Origin of the sequence: Mesorhizobium sp. ESP7-2 (assembly GCF_020164715.1) — a bacterium.
Taxonomy (GTDB): Bacteria; Pseudomonadota; Alphaproteobacteria; order Rhizobiales; family Rhizobiaceae; genus Mesorhizobium.
The window spans coordinates 26,746-45,542 of record NZ_JAIUGQ010000011.1 but is presented as its reverse complement, the minus strand read 5'-3'; the positions used below and the strand labels follow the sequence as shown (position 1 = coordinate 45,542).

The window sequence follows — 18,797 nt, the reverse complement described above, 5'->3', positions numbered from 1 at the left end:
TCCAGGCGATGCGCACGCCTGCGCCCCGCGCCCATGCTGCCGAATATGTGAAGACAGGGCGGCCGATTCCGTGATAACCGCCCGGCCAAAGAGGATCCAGCGGTCAGCGATCGCCGGTCGGGATTCCGGAATCTTCCGTTTTGGAAGCTTCGGTCATTCCACCTCCATCAACCACGATCAAATTGCAGCGCCGGCACAGCCGACAATGCCTGCTCGAGCGGCGGCATGATCGAGATGTGCCTGTGACGGCTTCGCCAGCACGAGAAAGTTTGGAAATGGACCACGGTATCGATATCGCCGAACTGGACAGGGAAGCGGCAAGATCGGGCGGAGAGCCCGAGACCAGACCCGACAGCGCCGATGCACTTGCGGAACTTGCCTCGGTAGCGCGCAGCCAGGTCCTGGTGGGTGCCGACTTTGCCCGGGCAGGTCAGCCGGACGAGCGGCTCGACAAGGTCTTCGAGCAACTCGCCGAAACATTCGCCACGCTGCCGGCGGTGATCTCCGAAGGCCGCACCTGGACGTATCAGGAGCTGGACAAGCGCGCCAACCAGTTCGCCCGCCTGCTGGTCAAGCGTGGCGTGCGGCCGGGTCACCGGGTCGGGCTCATCCTCGACCGGTCCGCGGAAACCTATGTGGCCCTGCTTGCCGTGGCGAAAGCGGGCGCCGCCTTCGTGCCGCTGGCCACCGCCTTTCCTGAAGAGCGCATGGCGCTCATCGTCGAAGACGCCAGCGTCAGCCTGATCGTCACCATTGCCACCTACGCATCGCGTGCCGGCCAGTTGCCGGTTCCGCACCTGTTGATCGACAGTGCCGCCGCCGAGATCTCAGCCCAGTCCGACGCGCCGCTGAAGCCGCACAAGGCGCCGGCCGCAATCGAAGACATCTGCTATATCCTCTATACGTCGGGCACGACCGGCAGGCCCAAGGGCGTGGCCATCCGCCACCAGAGCTTCGTCAACTTCATCCGCGTCGCCGCCGCATCCTACGGCTACAAGCCGGGCGACCGCGTCTACCAGGGCATGACCATTGCCTTCGACTTTTCCTCCGAGGAGATCTGGGTGCCGTTCGTCGCCGGCGCGACCGTCGTGCCAGCACCCGGCCAGATGCCTCTCGTGGGCGAAGAGCTCGCCGATTTCCTGCGCCATCACGACATCACCTGCATGGCCTGCAGCCCGACGCTTCTGTCGTCCATGACATCTGATGTGCCCAGCCTGCGCACGCTGCTGGTGGGCGGCGAGGCCTGCCCCCACAATCTGGTCGTGCGCTGGTCGAAGCCCGGCCGGCGGATCCTCAACACCTATGGCCCGACAGAGGCGACCGTCACCGCAACCATGGGTGCGCTGACGCCGGACCGGCCGGTGACGATCGGCGCGCCGCTGCCCACCTATTCAATCGTCATCCTCGACCCTTCGCTGCCGCAGCTTGCCGAGCCTGGTGAGCTGGGCGAGATCGGCATTGCCGGCATCGGGCTGGCGGTCGGCTATCTCAACCGACCGGACCTGACCGAACAGAAGTTCATCGCCGATTTCCTCTCCCTGCCGAACAATCCGTCGAAGCGCATCTACCGCACCGGCGACCTTGGCCGGATCAACGACGCCGGCGAGATCGAGTATGCCGGGCGCATCGACACGCAGGTTAAGATCCGCGGCTATCGCATTGAACTCGGCGAGATCGAGGCCGTCTTGCTGGACCAGCCTGAGATCGCGCAGGCCGCCGTCACCACCTGGGAGATCGAGCCCGGCCGCGTCGAGCTCGTTGCCTATTACGCACCCAAGGCCGGCCAGCCGGCGCTCTCGCGCGCCGACATCGCGCAGACGATGAAGCGCCGGCTGCCGGATTACATGGTGCCCGCCTATCTGGAGGAACTGCCGGCGATCCCGATGACGGTCTCCAACAAGGTCGACCTTCGCCAGCTTCCCAAACCGACCAGCGTCAGGCTGTCGGCCGACCGCGCCTTGGTGCCTCCCGGCAATGACGACGAGCGTTTCCTGGCCGACGCGCTGTGCGCCGTGCTGAAGTTCGACGACGTGTCGGTCGAGGACAATTTCTTCGACGATCTCGGCGCCAACTCGCTGCTCATGGCGCATTTCTGCGCCCGCGTCCGCACCCGCAAGGAATGGGCGACGACGTCCATGCGCGACATCTATCTCTATCCGACCGTGGCGCGCCTGGCCAAGCACCTGAGCGTGGCTGAAGAGATGATGACGGCCATCAACGAGCCCGTTCTCACCCGCCAGGCGTCCAATATCGTCTACTGGACCTGCGGCGCGGCGCAGCTGCTGTTTTACGCGCTTTACAGCTACGTGGCGCTGTGGGCGATCAACGGCGGCCTCAACTGGGTCTATGACACGCTCGACGATCCGCTTCAGCTTTATGTCAGGTGCGTGGTGCTCTCGGCCGGCGTGTTCTTCGGCATGTCGGGCTTTGCCGTCGTCGCCAAATGGGTGCTGGTCGGCCGCTGGAAGGCGGAAGCGTTCCCGATCTGGGGCCTGCGCTACTATCGCTTCTGGGTCGTCAAGACCCTGATCCGCTCCGCACCCGTCGTCCTGTTCCGCGGAAGCCCGCTCTACAGCCTGTACCTGCAGCTCCTTGGAACCAGGATCGGGAAGAACGTCGTCATCGAATCCCGCGCAGTGCCCGTGTGCACGGACCTGATTTCGATCGGCGACCGAACGATCCTGCGCAAGGAATCGCTGATCCTCGGCTACCGCGCCCAGGCCGGCTATATCCACACCGGGCCGCTGACCATCGGCCGCGACGCATTCGTCGGCGTCGGCTGCACGCTCGACATCGACACCGCGATCGGCGACGGCGGCCAACTCGGCCATTCCTCCTCGCTGCAGCGCGGGCAAAGCATCCCCGACGGCGAACACTGGCATGGATCGCCGGCGGTGCCGACCACGGCGGACTATTGCAAGGTGCGCAACGTCAACCCTCCCCGCATCCGGCGCTTCCTCTACGAGGCCGTGCAGCTGATAGGGCTGTTTGCGATCGTCACCCCGCTGCCGCTTTTGTTCCACAGCTATTGGGAGAATGTCGGCGACGACTATCAGGAGACGATCGGCCTTGTGGCGATCGGCACCACGGTCACGTTTTTCGGCTACATCGCCGTGGCCTTTTTCGCCGCCACCGTGGTACCGCGCCTGTTCAGCCTGATCCTGAAACCCGGCCGCACCTACACGCTTTACGGCTTCCGCTACTGGCTGCAGACGGTTGCCGAGTTCACGAGCAACTCCCGCGTGCTCGGGCTGCTGTTCGGCGACAGCTCGGCCATCGTCCATTACATGAGCGCCATCGGCTGGAACCTCAACAAGGTGGTGCAGACCGGCTCGAATTTCGGCTCCAACCAGCAGCACGAAAACCCGCTGCTGTGCGAGATCGGCACCCAGACCATGGTGTCGGACGGGCTTTTCATGATCAACATGCACAAGTCCGCTTCCGCGTTCCGGCTCGAGCCGACGCGGATCGGCGAGCGCAACTATCTCGGCAACAACATCTACTATCCGCCGGATGGACGCACGGGCGACAACGTTCTGCTCGGCACCAAGGTGATGGTCCCGATCGACGGGCCATTGCGCGAGAATGTTGGCCTTCTGGGCTCGCCCCCCTTTGAAATCCCGCGCATGGTGAACCGCGACAAGGAACTCATCGCCGGCATCGACGAGGAAGACCGGCGCCAGCGTATCCCGCTCAAGAACCGTCACAATCTGGTAACGATCCTCCTGTTCTTGGCGACGCAATGGATCATGCTGTTCGCCACGCTGGCGATCTGGGACCGGGCGCTGAACTATTATACAGAATGGGCGGAAATCGCCCTCTTCGCGGCGGTGCTTTTGACCTCGGCGATCACCATTCCGTTCTACATCTTCGTCGAGCGGGCAAGCCTCGGTTTCCGCAAGCTGAAGCCGCAGATAACGACGATCTACGACGTCACCTTCTGGCGCCATGAGCGCCACTGGAAGCTCGCAGATTCGCCCATCGTGCGCCTGTTCGCCGGCACGCCGTTCCGGCCGATGATCCTGCGCATGCTGGGTGTCAAGGTGGGCAAGCGTGTGTATGACGGCGGGGCCAACCTGACCGAGCGTTCGCTGGTGGTGATCGGCGACGACGCCACGCTCAACGAAGGCTGCGTCATCCAGGCCCACTCGCTGGAGGAAGGCGCGTTCAAGTCCGATTTCATCCGCATCGGCGATGGCTGCACGCTGGGGCCGTCCGCCTTTGTCCATTACGGCGTGGTGATGGGCAAGGGATCGATGGTCGATGCCGATTCCTTCGTGATGAAGGGCGAGGAACTCGAGCCCAACTCGATCTGGCGCGGCAACCCGGCCAAGCTGCATCGGTTCGTCGAGCCGATCATGGAAGACTGCTCCAGGGCGTCGTCCTGACGCTTGAGCCCGATATCATCGGAGGCCACGTGGCACAGCGATCCGGAAGCACCGTGGGCATCCATATCGCCCCCGTGACCAAGGCCAATCGCGCCTTGGTCACGGCCCTGCAGCTGGCGCCGGAGCAGATGGACTTCGTCGCCAGCAATGCGGACTCCCTGCGCGAAGCCAGATCCGATCGGGACGCGCGGCCACGCGCCGTCATAGTCGGGGACCAGCCTGTCGGATTCCTGATGTACGAGGCGCCGCGGGACGACGACGAGGCGCGCATCTACCGCTTCATGATCGACCGTGCCTGGCAGGGCCGAGGCTATGGCAAGGCCGCGCTGCGTAAGGTGCTGGAGGAAATCGGCGGGCTCGGCCATATCAGGCACGTGTCGATCTGTTACGAACCGGAGAACGAGGCGGCGCGGCGGGTCTATCGCAGCGCCGGTTTCGTCGAAGAGGGGCTCGACGAGGACGGCGAAATGATCGCCGATCTCCTCCTCCCAGCCGGCGACCGATGACGCCATCAGCCGATCCGTCCGAGGAAATCGCCCTGGCGCGCGCCATGGCGGCCATGGCCCCGGCCGGGGTCCGCACCGGTTGCCGGATGATCCGCGACGGCGACGAGGCCCATCTGTTGCCGGCGGAGGCAAGTTCCATCCCCGCCCGCCAGGCGGCCATGCGGCGGGCCAGTGGCGCGGCGCGCTGGATCGCGCACCGGCTGCTCGCGAATGCCGGTTTCGACGGTTTCGCCCTCTTGCGCACGCCGTCCGGTGCACCGGCCTGGCCCGAGGGGATGACGGGCTCGCTCGCGCATGACGACGACATGGCCGTGGCGGCGGTCGCGACTGTTGCCGGCATCGGCTCGCTGGGCATCGATGTCGAGCCAGCGCTGCCCCTGCCCGATGACATTTTCTCCCTCGTAGCCATTCCCGCCGACCGCATGGGTGCCGCCGACCGGCATCTCGCCGGCCGCATCCTCTTTGCCGCCAAGGAAGCGGTTTACAAGGCTGCCTATCCGCTGGATCGCGAGGTGCTGGGCTATGAGGATATCGCCGTGGATCTCGAGACTGGCCACGCGACGACGAGCACCGGCCGCAAGGTCAGCCTCGCATACTGTATCGTCCCCCGCGTGGTCGTGCTGGGGTTTGTGGGGGAATAACGCCTATTCGCCAACCACTTCGCGATAGGTCCTCACCTGCCCGTCCAGACCGCGTATCCGCCAGCTCTGCCCGTCCTGTTGCTCGACATGGCAAGGTCCGAGTGGCACCTTGCCTCCCCCATCCGGCAGGTCCAGCACATAGACCGGATTGCAGATGCCGGACAGCCGTGCGCGCAGCGCTTCGGCCAGCGCCTGGCCCTGCGCGATCGTGGTGCGCCGGTACGCCATGCCACGCGCCAGATCGCCATGGTGCAGATAGTAGGGTTTTATCCCCAGCCGGTACATCAGCTCGCGGCACAGTTCTTCCAGCACCTCGACACTGTCGTTGACCCCCTTCAAGAGAACGCTCTGGTTGAGCAGCACGAAGCCCGCCTGCCGCAAGGCGCGGCAAGCTGCTTCGGTGGCATCGGTGATCTCGCGCGCGTGATTGAAGTGGGCGACCACCGTCACCATCAGCCGGCCCTGCAGCGCCGCGACCAGCCCTGGCGTGATGCGCGACGGCAGCGCCACGGGCACCCGCGTGTGGATGCGCAGCAGCCGCACATGGGGGATAGTCTCGATGCGGGCGCGGATTTCGGCGAGCGCTGCGTCGGGCAGCGACAGCGGATCGCCGCCGGTCAGGATCACCTCGCGGATTTCGGGGTGGCCTGATATATAGGCCAGCGCCGGCTCCAGCGCCTCGCGCGTATAGCCCCGGCCGATCGATGTCAGCGATTCCTTGCGGAAGCAGAACCGGCAATAGACCGCGCATTGATAGGTCGGGAACAGAAGCACCCGGTCGGCATGGCGATGCGTCAATCGCGGCACCGGGCTGAATTCGTGATCGGCGATCGGATCGCCAAGCTCGCCCTCCGCCTCCTCCAGTTCCCCAGGCGACGGGATCACCTGCGCCCGGATCGGATCGGCGGGATCGTTCCAGTCGATCAGGCCGAGATAGCTTTTTGGCGCGCGCACCTTGTGCAGCGTGGCGGCGGCTTGCGCGGCTTCGCGTTCGGCCGGCGAGAGCGGCAAGGAGGCGAGGTCGCGCATATGGCGCACGCCTGCGCGGACATCGTCCTGCCAGGCGGTGTCGGCGGCGCGGGTTGCATCTTTGAGGTTGGTCATTGGCAGATCTCGGGCTGTTCGCGCGGACCTATCGGCCGGATGGGCTGTCGGGTCAACCACAAGGAAGCCAACGACGCCCACCGCGCCCTACGGCGCCCCCCTCTGTCCTGCCGGACATCTCCCCCTCAAGGGGGGAGATCGGATGTTGCGACGGCCTTCGACAATCTTCAAGGTTACAAGGGGAACGCCGGCGCCCGAGCTGCCAATCTCCCCACTTGAGGGGGAGATGTCCGGCAGGACAGAGGGGGGCATCGTAGAGTGCCAGCCTCTGCCAAGAACCCTAATCACAACCTCCGCCCACCCTTAGCCAGCCATCGCCACAAAAGCGCTCTCGATGCTTTGAAACCTCAGCTCCGGATAAAGCGTCCCCGCTTCCGGGGTGGCGGTCTCGAGCGCGGTCTCGCCGCGGATCCAGAATGCCCGCAGCAATCCCAGGCCGGGAACCGCCGCGATCAGAGCCTCAAGCTCATCGGCGCTCATCTGCTTGACGCGCGGCGAGCGGCCGCTCACTTGCCGCCACAGGTCGATCATCGCGCTCTGCGTTATCTTGTTCTGCGCGATGCGAATTTCGCTGCGAACAGCGTTGGGATCCTCCAGCGCGCGCAAGGTGACCGCCGCGATATCCTTCTCGCTGACAAACGTCGCCGGAACATTGCCCTCGCCATAGAGTGTCACCTCATCGGGCGGCAGCGGCGACGAGCCGAAGCGCGTCAGGTCACCCAGTGTCGCCACCCAGGTCGAGAAGAAGCCGTTGGTGTAGATCACGATATAAGGCAGGTCGGCCTCCCGGACCGCGTCGAAGACGGCCCGCTTGATGTCGAGCGGTTCGATCGAGCCGCGTGCCGCTGCGGCAAAGTCGAGGCCAAAGCCGGCCGACGGCACATAGCGAGAGACGCCGGCATCCCTGACGGCGCGCACCAGCGTCATCTCGCTGGCCGACCCGACATGCACCGAGCTGATGACGCGATCGACCTTGCCGACGGCGCGAACGAGGCTGTCATAATCGTCGAGATCGCCGACATGCACCGTGGCGCCCAATTCCATCAGAGGGCGCATCCGCGCTTCATTGACTGATGTGGCCGGCCGGACGAGGACGTGCAGGCTGTCGCCATTGCGGGCGCTGGCCTTCGCCATCTCGCTGCCGAGAAGCCCGGTCGCGCCGATGATCAATGTGCTGGTCATATCGTCCTCCCGTTGCCCAGAATTCCTTTAGCAAGAATGGAGCCGTCCCAGTCGCGTTCGAGGCCGATGTCATGCAAACGGCGATCGGAAAGCCGGGAGATCTGGCGCAGCGTGCGGCGGCGCTCGAACGCTGCCGCGCTTCGCAGGGCGAGGCCGCTCATCGCGGCGCCGATGGGTCGAAGGGTCAAGCTCATAATCCGTCTCCTTTGTCTCACTGGGCGCAAGCCTGCCGATGTCGCCCGAGCGGGGCGAGCCTGACGATTGCTCACACTTGTCTGGTCAATTCAGCGCATCGATGAACCGAAAGTCCGGTATGGATGCTTGGTACGCCTGAATATTGGGCCGTTATGGGCTGGACGACAAACGACTCTTTGTGCAGGATTTGTGAGCAACGCTCACAGATCGAACCCATGCCGCGCAGATTGCCGCCCCTCACCGCTTTGCCCGCCTTCGACGCGGCGGCCAGGCATCTGAGTTTCTCCAAGGCCGCGGAGGAGCTCAACGTCACCCATGGCGCCGTCAGCCGGGCCATCCGCAACATCGAGGACAGGCTGGGCATCCAGCTCTTCGATCGCGGCACACGCTCCGTGCGCCTCACCGCTGTCGGCGCGGCCTATGCGGCGGAGGTCGGCAAGGCGCTCGACCAGATCGCCGCCGCCACCATCGCCGCAACGCCCGACCGCTCGACGCGCATCCTCAACGTCAGCACGTCGGACGGCTTCGCCGGCCGCTGGCTGGTGCCGAGGCTGCATCGCTTTCATGGCGCCAATCCCGACATCGACGTGCGGCTGGCGACCTCGGGCGTGCTGGCCGATTTCGTCAGCGACGGCATCGACATATCCATCCGCTACGGGCGCGGCGGCTATAGCGGAGTGACGGCGGAATTCCTCGCCGACGAGGAGGTCTTCCCTGTCTGCAGCCCGGAGCTCCTGCAAGGCGAGCATCCGTTGCGCCTACCCGAGGATTTGAGGCATCACAAGCTGATCCACGATGCCTTTCGCATCGACTGGGCGACATGGCTTGAACAGGCCGGCGTCGAAGGCATCGACCCCAAACGCGGCGTGCGCTTCGATTCCGCCACCTTCGCCGTCGAGGCCGCCGTACACGGCGAAGGCGTGCTGCTTGGCCGCAGCGCGCTGGTCTCGGCCGACCTCGCGGCAGGCCGGCTGGTCCGGCCCTTCGACCTCGCGTTGAAATCAGCCGCCAGCTACTACGTCGTCTATCCCGAAGGCGCGCTGCGCCAGAAAAAGGTCAGGGCGTTCCGCGACTGGCTGTTCGCCGAGATCGCGACCGACTGGGACGGCGCGAAGAAGAGCGGGTGATGCGGCGAACGCCCACCTAAATTCCCCCTCCGGTCGGGCGAGATATCGCCGTCCGCTCCAGAGCGGAGGCTGCGCAACCAGTCAGCCCGACGGGTCGTCAGGCAGCTTGGGCATCACGATCTGGATGGGACGGCTGCCGATCGGCGCTCCGGTCCCGCGATCGATGCTGACCGGGTCGATTTCGGTTCCTGTCTCGGCGTCGAAGAACCGGGTGAAATTGCCACCGCCCCGGTGCTTTGCCCCCCAAGCGGCGAGCGAAAACAGCACGGGAAGCAAATCCTGACCGGCCTGGGTCAACACATATTCATCGCGTGGCGGCCGCTCTGAATATCGCCGTTTCTCCAGCAGTCCTTCTTCCGTCAGGGCTGCCAGCCGGCTGGTCAGCATCGTAGGGGCGATGCCGAGGTTCTTGCGAAATTCGTCGAAACGGCTGAGCCCCGCATGGGCGTCGCGCATGATCAGCATGCTCCACGTGTCGCCCACCGAGCCGAGGCTGCGAGCGATCAAACAGGGCTGATTGGAAAGATTCTTCACGTCGATACCATTTTGATAGTGACTTACTACTAATTTGATAGTATCAGATCCCGCGAAGCCGTTCCACCGAAAAGTGAGGTGACGGCCGGTCATCGCGCCGCTGGAGTCCCAAATGAAATTCTATCTGTGCAAGTACATCCCGCCCCGTGCTGACTTTCTCGCGACCATGACCGGCGACGAGCGGGAATGGATGAAGCAGCACGGCGCCTTTCTAGACGAGTTGCTCGACCGCGGACTGATCGTCGCCCATGGTCCGGTGATGGATCCAGGCGGCGGCTATGGCCTGTCGCTCTACCGGATCGCCGACGACCAGGACATCCAGGCGATAACCTCGCAAGACCCCATCGTGAGGAATGGCGCCGGCCATTACGAACATCACCCCATGCTTCATCTGAGCGTACGCGGCTGACAAGTCCGTCAGCACAGGCGCCATCATCATGCATCTCGAAGGATATTGAAATGAACACCAAAAATCGCGGCGTCGTCGTCGTCGTCACTGGGGCAGCGGGTGGCATCGGCCTTGCGACCGCCAAGGCCCTTCTGTCGGCAGGCTACCGCGTCTTCGGCACGAGCCGGAAAGCCGCAACCGGGTCGCAAGCCGGGATCACCATGCTGAGCTGCGATGTAACCGATGCGGAGTCCGTCGCACGCATGGTGTCGGAGGTCATAAGTCAGGCCGGGCGCATAGACCTGCTCGTCAACAATGCTGGCAATGCCCTGATCGCGGGTGCGGAAGAATCGTCCGTCGAACAGGCAAAAGCCCTTTTCGACGTCAACGTCTTCGGCCTCATCCGTGTCACAAACGAGGTGCTGCCGATCATGCGGCGCCAGGGCAGCGGCCGCATCATCAACATCAGCTCGGTCGTCGGCTTCGTCCCCAGTCCGTTCAGCGCGCTCTATACATCCACGAAACATGCAGTCGAGGGTTATTCCGAATCACTGGATCATGAGGTCCGCCCCTTCGGCATTCGCGTCCTGCTGGTCGAACCCGCGTTCACCCGCACGGCTCTCGACCACAATGCGACGAAGCCGGACAGGATGATGAGTATCTATGATCAGGCGCGGGCAACGGCAACCGCAGTCTGGAACCATGCCATCGAAGCCGGCGATGCTCCCGAGATCGTCGGCCAGGCGGTCGTCACCGCAGCCACTGCGACATCGCCGAGGCTGCGTTATCCCGCCAGCAAGCAGGCGCGCCGCCTGTACCTGCTGCGACGGTTTGTTCCCGCGAACGCGTTCGACAAAAGCCTTCGAAAACAGATGAACCTGCCGGCGTGACAAAAGCGCGTAGCCACTGTTCGTCGGCCAGTTCTGAAACGCCAGGCTGAAGCGAGACAGGTGGACAGAAGAGCTGCCCACCCGGCCCACGCCGCTAATACATGTCGCCCCGCGGACAGAGTGAACCGTGGGGTGCGCGGCGACCAGTCGTCATATGACGGGTATCCCGTTTGTGGCCTATTCCTTGGCGCGAAAAGCTTCCAGCACGACGAACACCTCGTCGGCGCGGCCATAGCCGCCGTCGGCAACTTCCTCCACCAGCACAATCGTGTAGGGCCGCACGCCTTCGCCGAAAAAGTCGACGAACATGGCTGTCGTGCGATGGATGAGGTCTTCCTTCTGCGCCTTGGAGAGGGCCGCCTGCGGCATCTTGATGTTGGCGAATGGCACGCTGGTCGAGGTGCTGGCCGAGTACCCGCCCTCGCCGACACCACTGTCGGCGCTCTACCCACAGAACCGCCAGCTCTCGCCGCGCCTGCGCGTCTTTCTCGACTGGGCGGCACGCATCTTCGCCGAGGCGAACCTGTAAGAGCCATTCCAGGAAAACTATGTAGCGGTTTTCCGCCCGGAATTGCGTCAACACCGGGGAACAGGCACTCGCCGTTGCCCATCGGCGCCATCTGGTGTCAATGTCGCCGCGACAGCGCGCCATGGGGAGATGGCGCACCGCCAGGGAGGATTTTCATGACCACGACACAGACCGGCCTGCCGCGCTATGACGATGCCGTTGCGGGCTTTCGTATCGAGGATGAGGTTGCCAGACTGCAGGGCGACCCGGCGACCGGCATCAACGCCTATGTCGAATGCTGCGGCCGCCACACCGGCGCGAACCGCCTGGCGCTGCGCGCCATCTCGGCCGGCGGCGAACTCAGCGAATTCAGCTTCGAGGATCTCGCCGACATGTCCGGCCGTGTCGGCAATCTGCTGAACTCGTTTGGCGTCGGCCCCGGCGATGTCGTGGCCGGCATGCTGCCGCGCGTTCCCGAACTGGTGGCGCTGATCCTCGGCGCCTGGCGCATCGGCGCCTTCTACCAGCCGCTGTTCACCGCCTTCGGCCCGAAGGCCATCGAGCATCGCCTCGGCTACAGCGCGGCTAAGCTGGTGGTGACCAATCCCGCCAATCGCGGCAAGCTGGACGAGGTCGAAAACCCTCCGCGAATCGCCACCATCCTCGGTGCGGGCGAGGCCCTGCCCCCGGGCGACATCGATTTCCGCGCCGCCCTTGCCGCCGCCTCCCCCGACTGCGATCCGGTGATGCGCAAGGGCGAAGACCTGTTCATGATGATGTCGACCTCGGGCACCACCGGCCTGCCCAAGGGCGTGCCGGTGCCGCTCGGCGCGCTCATGGCCTTCGGCACCTATATGCGCGACGCGATCGGCCTGCGCGCCGACGACGTCTTCTGGAACATCGCCGATCCGGGCTGGGCCTACGGCCTCTATTACGCCATCACGGGGCCCCTGCTGCTCGGTATCGCCACCACCTTCAACGAGGGCGCCTTCACCGCCAGGAGCACCTATGACGTCATCGAGCGGCTCGGCGTCACCAGCCTAGCCGGCTCGCCCACAGCCTTCCGCCTGCTGCTCGCCGAAGGTCCCGATGCCGCCGCGCGTGTAAAAGGCCGGCTGCGCGTGGTGAGCAGCGCCGGCGAGCCGCTCAACCCGGAAGTGATCCGCTGGTTCGACGCCCATCTCGCCGCCCCCATCCATGACCACTACGGCCAGACCGAGAACGGCATGATGGTCAACAACCACCATGGCCTCGCGCATCCCGTGCGCGCGGGCTCCGCCGGCTTCGCCATGCCGGGCTACCGCATGGTGGTACTGGACGAGGCCGGCAACGAGCTTGGCCCCAACCAGCCCGGTATCCTCGCCGTCGACATCGCCAATTCGCCGCTGCGCTGGTTCGCCGGCTACCACCAGGCGGAGACACCGGCCATTTCAGGCGGCTACTATCGCACCGGCGACACCGTGGAATACGAGCCGGACGGCTCGGTCTCCTTCATCGGCCGCGCCGACGACGTCATCACCTCATCCGGCTACCGCATCGGCCCCTTCGACGTCGAAAGCGCGCTGATCGAACACCCTGCGGTCACCGAGGCGGCGGTGGTCGGCGTACCTGACCCGCAGCGCACCGAGATCGTCAAGGCGTTCGTCATCCTGGCCCCCGCCTACCAAGGCAGCCCGGAGCTCGCCGAGGAACTGGCGCAACATGTCAAAAAACGCCTCTCAGCCCACGCCTATCCGCGCGAGATCGACTTCGTGACGGAGCTGCCGAAGACACCAAGCGGCAAGATCCAGCGGTTTCTGCTGCGCAAGGCCGAGGTGGAGAAGAGGAAGGGGTGAAGGGCTGGCGCGCGGGCGGGAAACGGTCAGAATAGCACATTTCCAAAGCGGGTCATTTTAAGCAGCGCTTCCGACACCTCGTATCCTGCGGCAAAGCAGAAGGCGAAATCGATGTCACAGTCGCAGCGGCCTCTATCGAGAGCACCATCCTCAGCTTGATTGCGCATTCAGAATGAACGCGCGCATCAGCGCCACGCACTCCTGATGGTGAGTCTCGAGCAGCAGATGCGCCGCGTCGTAGATATGCATGTCTAGCCGGTCGAGCTCGCGGGCATAGGCGAGCACCTCGTCAATCTCAAAGTACGGGTCGTGCCGGCCCCAGAGCAGCAGGGCGGGCGGTTGGTGGTCGCGGTGATAGGCCGAGATCTCGGGAAAGCGGGCGACGTAGCGGCCATAGTCGGCGAAGATGCGAAACTGTATCTCGACGAGCCCCGGCCGGCTCATCCGCTCCCAGTCGAGATGCCAGCCTTCAGGCGCGAACTGCGGCTTGAGCCGATCCGGAATGTCGCCGACATAGGTGCGCCGCACGCCCTCGAAGTTCAGCCACTCGGGGAGTTTTGCGCGGTTCCCAGGGGTCGGATCGGCCCAGTAGGCCTTGTTCGGCTCCCAGTCCGGGCCAAGGCCCTCCTGATGAGCATTGCCGTTCTGGATGATAAGCCCCAGCACACGCTCGCGACGCGCCAGAGCCAGATAATAGGCGACCGGTGCTCCGAAATCGTGGCTATAGAGGAAGAACCGCTCCAGCCCGACCTGCCGCGTCAACGCGTCGATCGTCCGCGCGATAGCTTCGAACGTGTAGGGATAGTCGTCGGGCGCATCCGTGAAACCGAACCCGGGCAGGTCAGGCGCAACAACCTGCGCCACTTGTGCCAACGGGCTGATGACGTGGCGGAAGTAGTACGACGAGCAGGGCTGGCCATGGAGAAGCAGCACGCCGGGCGCGTCACGCCGCCCAGCTTCACGATAGAACAGCTTCACCCCATCCACCTCGACCCTGTGATGCTTGGCTTTCTCAACGTCCAGCATGCCGTATTCCTTCTGCTGTTTCCAATCGGCGATGAACCTGATAATTCAACTTATCCGGTTACGCATGTAACCGACCAACGCGCTTTTAAAGGTTACGTTCCCTGTCGAGCCATCATACGGCCTGGGTGCCGGAGCACTTCATAGGCGGCCACCCCGCCCTCGACCTTTCGAACGCCGTGTTTGATAGGCGCGACCCGCCGCCCCACAATGAACTCTTCACGTCCCCTTGGGACGTCGGGGCGTGGTTGCTCGCTGCCGGGCTGGCCGACGAGGGGGAAGCAGGAGCGGTCGCCGAAATACGGGATCGGCAGTTCCTCATCGACGTTCGTGAGATACGGGAATCGTCCTACGCGCTGTTTGAGGCGATCGCCTCGGATGTGGAAACGCCATTGCGGCCGCTTGGTCTTCTATTCACACGCGCCGCACGTGCGCTGGGAACCGAGCAAGTCGGATGCGATGGGACGCGGCTCGATCTCTCCTCCCATCAATGGGCCGACCCCGCCCTAGTGACCGCATTCCTTGCACATCTATCGATCGAGGCTTTTTTTACGCTGCCTCGCGCGAGGCTGCATGCGTGCCCACGGTGTGGGTGGCTATTCGTGGACACCTCACGAGGCGGGAAGCGCCGCTGGTGCAGCATGCGGACTTGCGGGAATCGCGAGAAGATAGCCCGCCATCGGGGCCATCCGCCATCTTAACCGTCAAGACCGACAATGCGTTCCGGGCGCGATGGCGCGATTGGTGGCTGGGACGTCCGCTCTTCGAAACGACCAGGAATCACTCGACGGCTGGTACTGGACTCAAGCCGCACAAAGGCAATGGATTCCAGGAAACTTCCGAGACCGGAGAGAGTGCGGCATCATCATGATTGCGATCGGAAGGAACAATGCGGAAAGGGCCTCGTTGGTGGGGTGGCACGTTTGCTTGTAGATTGCTGCTGATGAAACTCGAGGACGAAGCCCGCCACAAATCTGAAGATGTGGACAATGCCGTCCTCAAGGACTTCGTGCTTGCCTTGCAGCGGCGGGTCGAGGTGAACCACGACTTCGATATCCCTTATCTTGCCGGTTACAGCGAGGATGGGCGAACCGTCTATATCGACCGCCACTTACCGCGAACCATGGCGTCGAAAGGCCGGGCAGTAAGGCTTGCGCCCTTTTTGGTCACGCATGAGGTGGTCGAGAAATCGCTCTTGGATAAATTGCGACTTCACTATCTGCATGCCCACCAAATAGCGCTGCGGACGGAGCGAGATGCCGTCCTCGCAGCCCGTGTTTCATGGCAGGCTTACCAGGCCCTGATGAAGAGCAACGAGAAGCCCATCGACGAGGAGAAGGTGAAGGCCGTCCCTCACGACCTCGACCTGACGCCCTATCGAGATTTGAAAGATTTCCCAGTGCTGGATCGGTTGGTCAAAGCAGCCCAAGGATCGAAAGGGGAGAGATCGCAGCCGTCAGCGAAGAACCGCGCCAGATGATGAGTGGGCGAAAGGGCGCTGGACCTCCTTCGCTGTCAAGGCGTTGAGGCGCTACGCTCCCGTTTCGCCGACTGCTCGGATCAGCGATTGACACCGCGCGTGGCGTGAATGCGGCGCAAAGCCAGCATTGATCGGCTCAAGAAGGGAAGAAGCGAGACTTTCTTGAATCCAGAACGCCCACGCCATCCCCTCCCCCTCACACCGCGATCTGCAGCGTCCCGTGGCGCCGCACCTCGGCCTCTATCTCCCTCACCAGCGTGTCCAGCGCGGGGTTGCGGGCGTTGCGGGCGCGGCGGATGACGTAGGCGAGGTCCGGGGGCTTGGGGAACTGCTTGTCGACTATCTCCATGCCGGGCTGCAGATGCCGCTGGCTGAGCAGCGCGACGCCGAGCCCGGAGGTCACGCCGGCGATGATGCCAGCGGCACTCGAACATTCGAACACGATCTCGAACACCGTTCCCTCGTCCTGGCCGAGATCTAGGCCCCAGCGGCGATAGAAGCAGTTGTCGTCGAAGGACAGGAACGGCACCGGGTCGCCTTTCACCAAGGTCAGTTCGGGCGACTTCACCCAATGCAGGCTCTCGCGGAAGAGCAGGATGTCGGTGGGCCGGACCTCGTGCTGGAACACCTGGATGATGGCCGCGTCGAGCGCCCCCTCGCCCAGCAGCTTCTGCAAGGCAAGGCTCATGCGCACTTGCGTGCGCACGCTCACCTCTGGGTAGAGCCGGCGAAACCGGCCAAGGATGCGCGAAAGATCCGTGCAGGTCGTGTCCTCGGTCATCCCCAACGCGATCTTGCCTTGCAGCGTGCTTTTCGACAGGCTCAGGATCGCCTCGTCATGGATGCCCAGGATGCGCCTGGCATAGCCCAGCAGATCCTGCCCTGAACTGGTGAACATCGGCGCATTGGCCTTGCGGCTGAGGATTTCGCAGTCGAGGCTCGCTTCCAGCCGCCTGATCTTGTGGCTGACGGCCGACTGCGACAGGCCCAGCACCTCGGCCGCACGGGTGACCCCGCCATGTTTCTCGATCGCCACCATCGCCCGCAAGGCATCGACATCCAGGCGGCGGCTCATCACTCCAGCCATGACAATCCTCGTTTGAAACGAAAGCGGCGCTCCAGGTCCTGGCGCGGAACCGGTTTTCGAGCAAATGAATATGCCAGATTTCGTGGCAATTTCATGGATGCATCGAAATTTGTCATGTGCAAACGCGTGCGTGCCGCCATAAATCCGCCCCGGCACCCGCTTCGACGAAGAGACCGCATGACGCTCCCGAAACATCAGCCCCTGCTCTGGCCGCTCATGGCGGCCGCGCTTGTCGTCAGTTGGAGTTCCGGCTTCGTCGGCATCCGCTACGCCAGCGAGAGCGCCAATGTGATGCTGGTCCTGTTCTGGCGGACCCTGATGTCGGGACTGGTACTTCTGCCCTTCGCGCTCATGGTCGGGCCGCGCATCGGCGCACGTGCCTTGATACAGCAGATGGCGTTCGGCGTGGCGATGATGTTCCTCTATCTCGGCGGCTTCGCGCTCGCCATCGGCCAGCGCGTGCCGACCGGCCTCGTCGCGCTGATCTCGGACCTCGTCCCCCTCGCCATCGCGGCACTTTCGCAGCCCGTTCTGGGTCACCGCCTAACATCGAGGCAATGGACCGGAACGGCGCTCGGTGTGCTCGGTGTGCTGATCGTCTCGCTGAACAGCCTCAGCCTCGGAACGGCGCCGGCCTGGGCATATATTGTGACCATCGCCTCCATGATGGTCTTCGCCCTGGCGACCGTGCTGCAGAAGCGGATGGCGACAATCGACATGCCCATCCACCAGAGCCTTTGCATCCAATGCCTGACGGCGGCGATGCTTTTTGCCGTCTGCGCCGGCTGCAATGGCGGGCTGATGCCGCCCCTCGATGGCCGGTTCGAGTGCGGCATCGCGTGGCTGGTGCTGTTTTCGACCTTCTTCTGCTACGGCGTCTATTATGTGAGCCTGCGCCTCCATAGCGCCGCGCAGGTCAGCAGCGTGATCTATCTCAGCCCGCCGGTGACGATGCTCTGGGCCTGGCTGCTGTTCGGCGAGCCGCTTTCATCGGCGATGGTCCTCGGCCTTGCGGTGACACTGTTCGGCGTCTGGCTGACGTCGTCGCGCGGCACCGCATCGAAGGCAGGTCCGAGCCCGGTCGGGCAGCCCGCCGGGCAACCGGCCGATTGATCGTGATCCCGCACCAAACCAACCATCCAACCCAAGGGAGTGAACCCCATGAAGCTGACTGATTTCAAGGCCCTCACCTTCGACTGCTACGGCACCCTCATAGATTGGGAATCCGGCATGATCGACGCCCTGAAGCCGCTGACCGCGCGAGTTGGCCGCGGTCTGAGCCGCGACGACATCCTGCAGGCGCATGCAAGGCATGAATCCAGCCAGCAGAACTGGACGCCCCAAAAACGCTACTGCGATCTTCTGGCCGTCGTCTACAAGCGGCTCGCCGAGGAATGGGGCGTCGCGGCCACGCCGGAGGAATGCATCGCCTATGGCCAAAGCGTGAAGGACTGGCCGGCCTTTGCCGACACCCCCGCAGCCCTGCAATACCTCAAGCAGCACTACAGGCTGATCATCCTCTCCAACGTCGACAATACGAGCTTCTCCTTCAGCAACAGGAAACTCGGCGTCGATTTCGATGCGATCTACACGGCGGAGGACATCGGCTCCTACAAGCCGTCGCCCCGGAACTTCGACTATATGCTCGAAAAGCTGGCGACGCTCGGGATTGGCGACAAGCAAGTCCTTCACACGGCCGAGAGCCTGTTCCACGATCACACCGTCGCCAACCGGCTGGGCCTCGCATCATGCTGGATCCACCGCCGGCACGCCGATCAGGGTTTTGGCGCCACGATGCATCCCGGCGACATGCCGAAGGTGGACTTCCGCTTCGACAGCATGGCCGACCTCGCGAAGGCACATAGGGAGGAATTGCGCGCCTGACGGAAGAGCCGCCGGCCATCCCAGC

18 protein-coding genes and 1 pseudogene are annotated in these 18,797 nt (G+C 64.0%); 12 read left to right on the top strand and 7 right to left on the bottom strand.

Features of this window, described 5'->3' with window-relative positions:
* Positions 1-275: 275 nt before the first annotated feature.
* The 3 genes from LB543_RS13180 to LB543_RS13170 are packed head-to-tail and all read left to right on the top strand — an operon-like array spanning position 276 to position 5,535.
* Positions 276-4,388, top strand: coding sequence for a Pls/PosA family non-ribosomal peptide synthetase (locus LB543_RS13180; RefSeq protein ID WP_224614394.1), 4,113 nt, complete (start codon positions 276-278; stop codon positions 4,386-4,388).
* A gap of 59 nt (positions 4,389-4,447) precedes the next feature.
* Complete coding sequence (locus LB543_RS13175; protein ID WP_224614488.1) at positions 4,448-4,894, top strand: GNAT family N-acetyltransferase; 447 nt, start codon at positions 4,448-4,450, stop codon at positions 4,892-4,894.
* On the top strand, positions 4,891-5,535 hold the full coding sequence (locus LB543_RS13170) for a 4'-phosphopantetheinyl transferase (RefSeq protein WP_224614393.1): 645 nt from the start codon (positions 4,891-4,893) through the stop codon (positions 5,533-5,535). The genes LB543_RS13175 and LB543_RS13170 overlap by 4 nt, the downstream gene beginning before the upstream one ends.
* 3 nt (positions 5,536-5,538) lie before the next feature.
* On the opposite strand, the gene LB543_RS13165 is transcribed toward LB543_RS13170, so the two are convergent.
* From LB543_RS13165 to LB543_RS13155, 3 genes are all read right to left on the bottom strand, one after another.
* Complete coding sequence (locus LB543_RS13165; RefSeq protein WP_224614392.1) at positions 5,539-6,639, bottom strand: KamA family radical SAM protein; 1,101 nt, start codon at positions 6,637-6,639, stop codon at positions 5,539-5,541.
* 303 nt (positions 6,640-6,942) lie between these two features.
* Positions 6,943-7,821: an NmrA family NAD(P)-binding protein gene (locus tag LB543_RS13160; protein WP_224614391.1), complete on the bottom strand. Its 879-nt coding sequence runs from the start codon at positions 7,819-7,821 to the stop codon at positions 6,943-6,945.
* Entirely contained in the window at positions 7,818-8,015 is a 198-nt protein-coding gene (locus LB543_RS13155; RefSeq protein WP_140759654.1) for a DUF1127 domain-containing protein, read from the bottom strand. Before LB543_RS13155 ends, LB543_RS13160 begins: the two co-directional genes overlap by 4 nt.
* A 216-nt stretch (positions 8,016-8,231) precedes the next feature.
* Here LB543_RS13155 and LB543_RS13150 point away from each other — a divergent pair, with 216 nt between their 5' ends.
* Positions 8,232-9,143 carry a transcriptional regulator GcvA gene (locus LB543_RS13150; RefSeq protein WP_224614390.1) on the top strand — a complete coding sequence of 304 codons (912 nt, stop codon included), beginning with the start codon at positions 8,232-8,234 and terminating at the stop codon, positions 9,141-9,143.
* Positions 9,144-9,224: 81 nt separating this feature from the next.
* Here the strand turns inward: LB543_RS13150 and LB543_RS13145 are convergent, their stop codons facing one another.
* Positions 9,225-9,677, bottom strand: a complete 453-nt coding sequence (locus LB543_RS13145) for a winged helix-turn-helix transcriptional regulator (protein ID WP_224593525.1) — start codon at positions 9,675-9,677, stop codon at positions 9,225-9,227.
* A 112-nt stretch (positions 9,678-9,789) separates the two neighbouring features.
* Between LB543_RS13145 and LB543_RS13140 the strand changes: the two genes are divergently transcribed.
* A complete protein-coding gene (locus LB543_RS13140) occupies positions 9,790-10,086 on the top strand; it encodes a YciI family protein (protein WP_027144273.1) in 297 nt (98 codons plus the stop codon).
* Between the two features lie 50 nt (positions 10,087-10,136).
* Positions 10,137-10,955 (top strand): oxidoreductase, encoded by an 819-nt coding sequence (locus LB543_RS13135; RefSeq protein ID WP_224614389.1) that lies wholly within the window; start codon positions 10,137-10,139, stop codon positions 10,953-10,955.
* Positions 10,956-11,132: 177 nt separating this feature from the next.
* On the opposite strand, the gene LB543_RS13130 is transcribed toward LB543_RS13135, so the two are convergent.
* A complete protein-coding gene (locus tag LB543_RS13130) occupies positions 11,133-11,345 on the bottom strand; it encodes a tautomerase family protein (RefSeq protein WP_224593406.1) in 213 nt (70 codons plus the stop codon).
* On the opposite strand from LB543_RS13130, the pseudogene LB543_RS13125 reads away from it, so the two are divergent.
* Positions 11,332-11,484, top strand: a pseudogene (locus LB543_RS13125) (LysR substrate-binding domain-containing protein); the annotation flags it as partial. The gene LB543_RS13130 and the pseudogene LB543_RS13125 overlap by 14 nt on opposite strands.
* 155 nt (positions 11,485-11,639) lie before the next feature.
* Positions 11,640-13,298 carry an acyl-CoA synthetase gene (locus LB543_RS13120; protein WP_224614388.1) on the top strand — a complete coding sequence of 553 codons (1,659 nt, stop codon included), beginning with the start codon at positions 11,640-11,642 and terminating at the stop codon, positions 13,296-13,298.
* A 150-nt stretch (positions 13,299-13,448) separates the two neighbouring features.
* On the opposite strand, the gene LB543_RS13115 is transcribed toward LB543_RS13120, so the two are convergent.
* The gene (locus LB543_RS13115; protein WP_224614387.1) at positions 13,449-14,324 is read right to left on the bottom strand and encodes an alpha/beta fold hydrolase; all 876 of its coding nucleotides are present in this window, start codon (positions 14,322-14,324) and stop codon (positions 13,449-13,451) included.
* Between the two features lie 125 nt (positions 14,325-14,449).
* Between LB543_RS13115 and LB543_RS13110 the strand changes: the two genes are divergently transcribed.
* Positions 14,450-15,022 carry a CGNR zinc finger domain-containing protein gene (locus tag LB543_RS13110; RefSeq protein WP_140809959.1) on the top strand — a complete coding sequence of 191 codons (573 nt, stop codon included), beginning with the start codon at positions 14,450-14,452 and terminating at the stop codon, positions 15,020-15,022.
* Between the two features lie 242 nt (positions 15,023-15,264).
* Positions 15,265-15,801 (top strand): hypothetical protein, encoded by a 537-nt coding sequence (locus LB543_RS13105; protein ID WP_224614386.1) that lies wholly within the window; start codon positions 15,265-15,267, stop codon positions 15,799-15,801.
* A gap of 196 nt (positions 15,802-15,997) precedes the next feature.
* On the opposite strand, the gene LB543_RS13100 is transcribed toward LB543_RS13105, so the two are convergent.
* A complete protein-coding gene (locus LB543_RS13100) occupies positions 15,998-16,888 on the bottom strand; it encodes a LysR family transcriptional regulator (RefSeq protein WP_224614385.1) in 891 nt (296 codons plus the stop codon).
* Between the two features lie 177 nt (positions 16,889-17,065).
* On the opposite strand from LB543_RS13100, the gene LB543_RS13095 reads away from it, so the two are divergent.
* Positions 17,066-18,001, top strand: a complete 936-nt coding sequence (locus LB543_RS13095; protein ID WP_224614384.1) for a DMT family transporter — start codon at positions 17,066-17,068, stop codon at positions 17,999-18,001.
* 48 nt (positions 18,002-18,049) lie between these two features.
* A complete protein-coding gene (locus tag LB543_RS13090) occupies positions 18,050-18,772 on the top strand; it encodes a haloacid dehalogenase type II (protein WP_224614383.1) in 723 nt (240 codons plus the stop codon).
* Positions 18,773-18,797: the final 25 nt, after the last annotated feature.

Coding starts and splice junctions, on each gene's coding strand:
- LB543_RS13180 (WP_224614394.1), top strand. CDS start 276: ATGGACCACGGTATCGATATCGCCGAACTGGACAGGGAAGCGGCAAGA.
- LB543_RS13170 (WP_224614393.1), top strand. CDS start 4,891: ATGACGCCATCAGCCGATCCGTCCGAGGAAATCGCCCTGGCGCGCGCC.
- LB543_RS13165 (WP_224614392.1), bottom strand. CDS start 6,639: ATGACCAACCTCAAAGATGCAACCCGCGCCGCCGACACCGCCTGGCAG.
- LB543_RS13160 (WP_224614391.1), bottom strand. CDS start 7,821: ATGACCAGCACATTGATCATCGGCGCGACCGGGCTTCTCGGCAGCGAG.
- LB543_RS13155 (WP_140759654.1), bottom strand. CDS start 8,015: ATGAGCTTGACCCTTCGACCCATCGGCGCCGCGATGAGCGGCCTCGCC.
- LB543_RS13150 (WP_224614390.1), top strand. CDS start 8,232: ATGCCGCGCAGATTGCCGCCCCTCACCGCTTTGCCCGCCTTCGACGCG.
- LB543_RS13140 (WP_027144273.1), top strand. CDS start 9,790: ATGAAATTCTATCTGTGCAAGTACATCCCGCCCCGTGCTGACTTTCTC.
- LB543_RS13135 (WP_224614389.1), top strand. CDS start 10,137: ATGAACACCAAAAATCGCGGCGTCGTCGTCGTCGTCACTGGGGCAGCG.
- LB543_RS13120 (WP_224614388.1), top strand. CDS start 11,640: ATGACCACGACACAGACCGGCCTGCCGCGCTATGACGATGCCGTTGCG.
- LB543_RS13115 (WP_224614387.1), bottom strand. CDS start 14,324: ATGCTGGACGTTGAGAAAGCCAAGCATCACAGGGTCGAGGTGGATGGG.
- LB543_RS13105 (WP_224614386.1), top strand. CDS start 15,265: ATGAAACTCGAGGACGAAGCCCGCCACAAATCTGAAGATGTGGACAAT.
- LB543_RS13100 (WP_224614385.1), bottom strand. CDS start 16,888: ATGGCTGGAGTGATGAGCCGCCGCCTGGATGTCGATGCCTTGCGGGCG.
- LB543_RS13095 (WP_224614384.1), top strand. CDS start 17,066: ATGACGCTCCCGAAACATCAGCCCCTGCTCTGGCCGCTCATGGCGGCC.
- LB543_RS13090 (WP_224614383.1), top strand. CDS start 18,050: ATGAAGCTGACTGATTTCAAGGCCCTCACCTTCGACTGCTACGGCACC.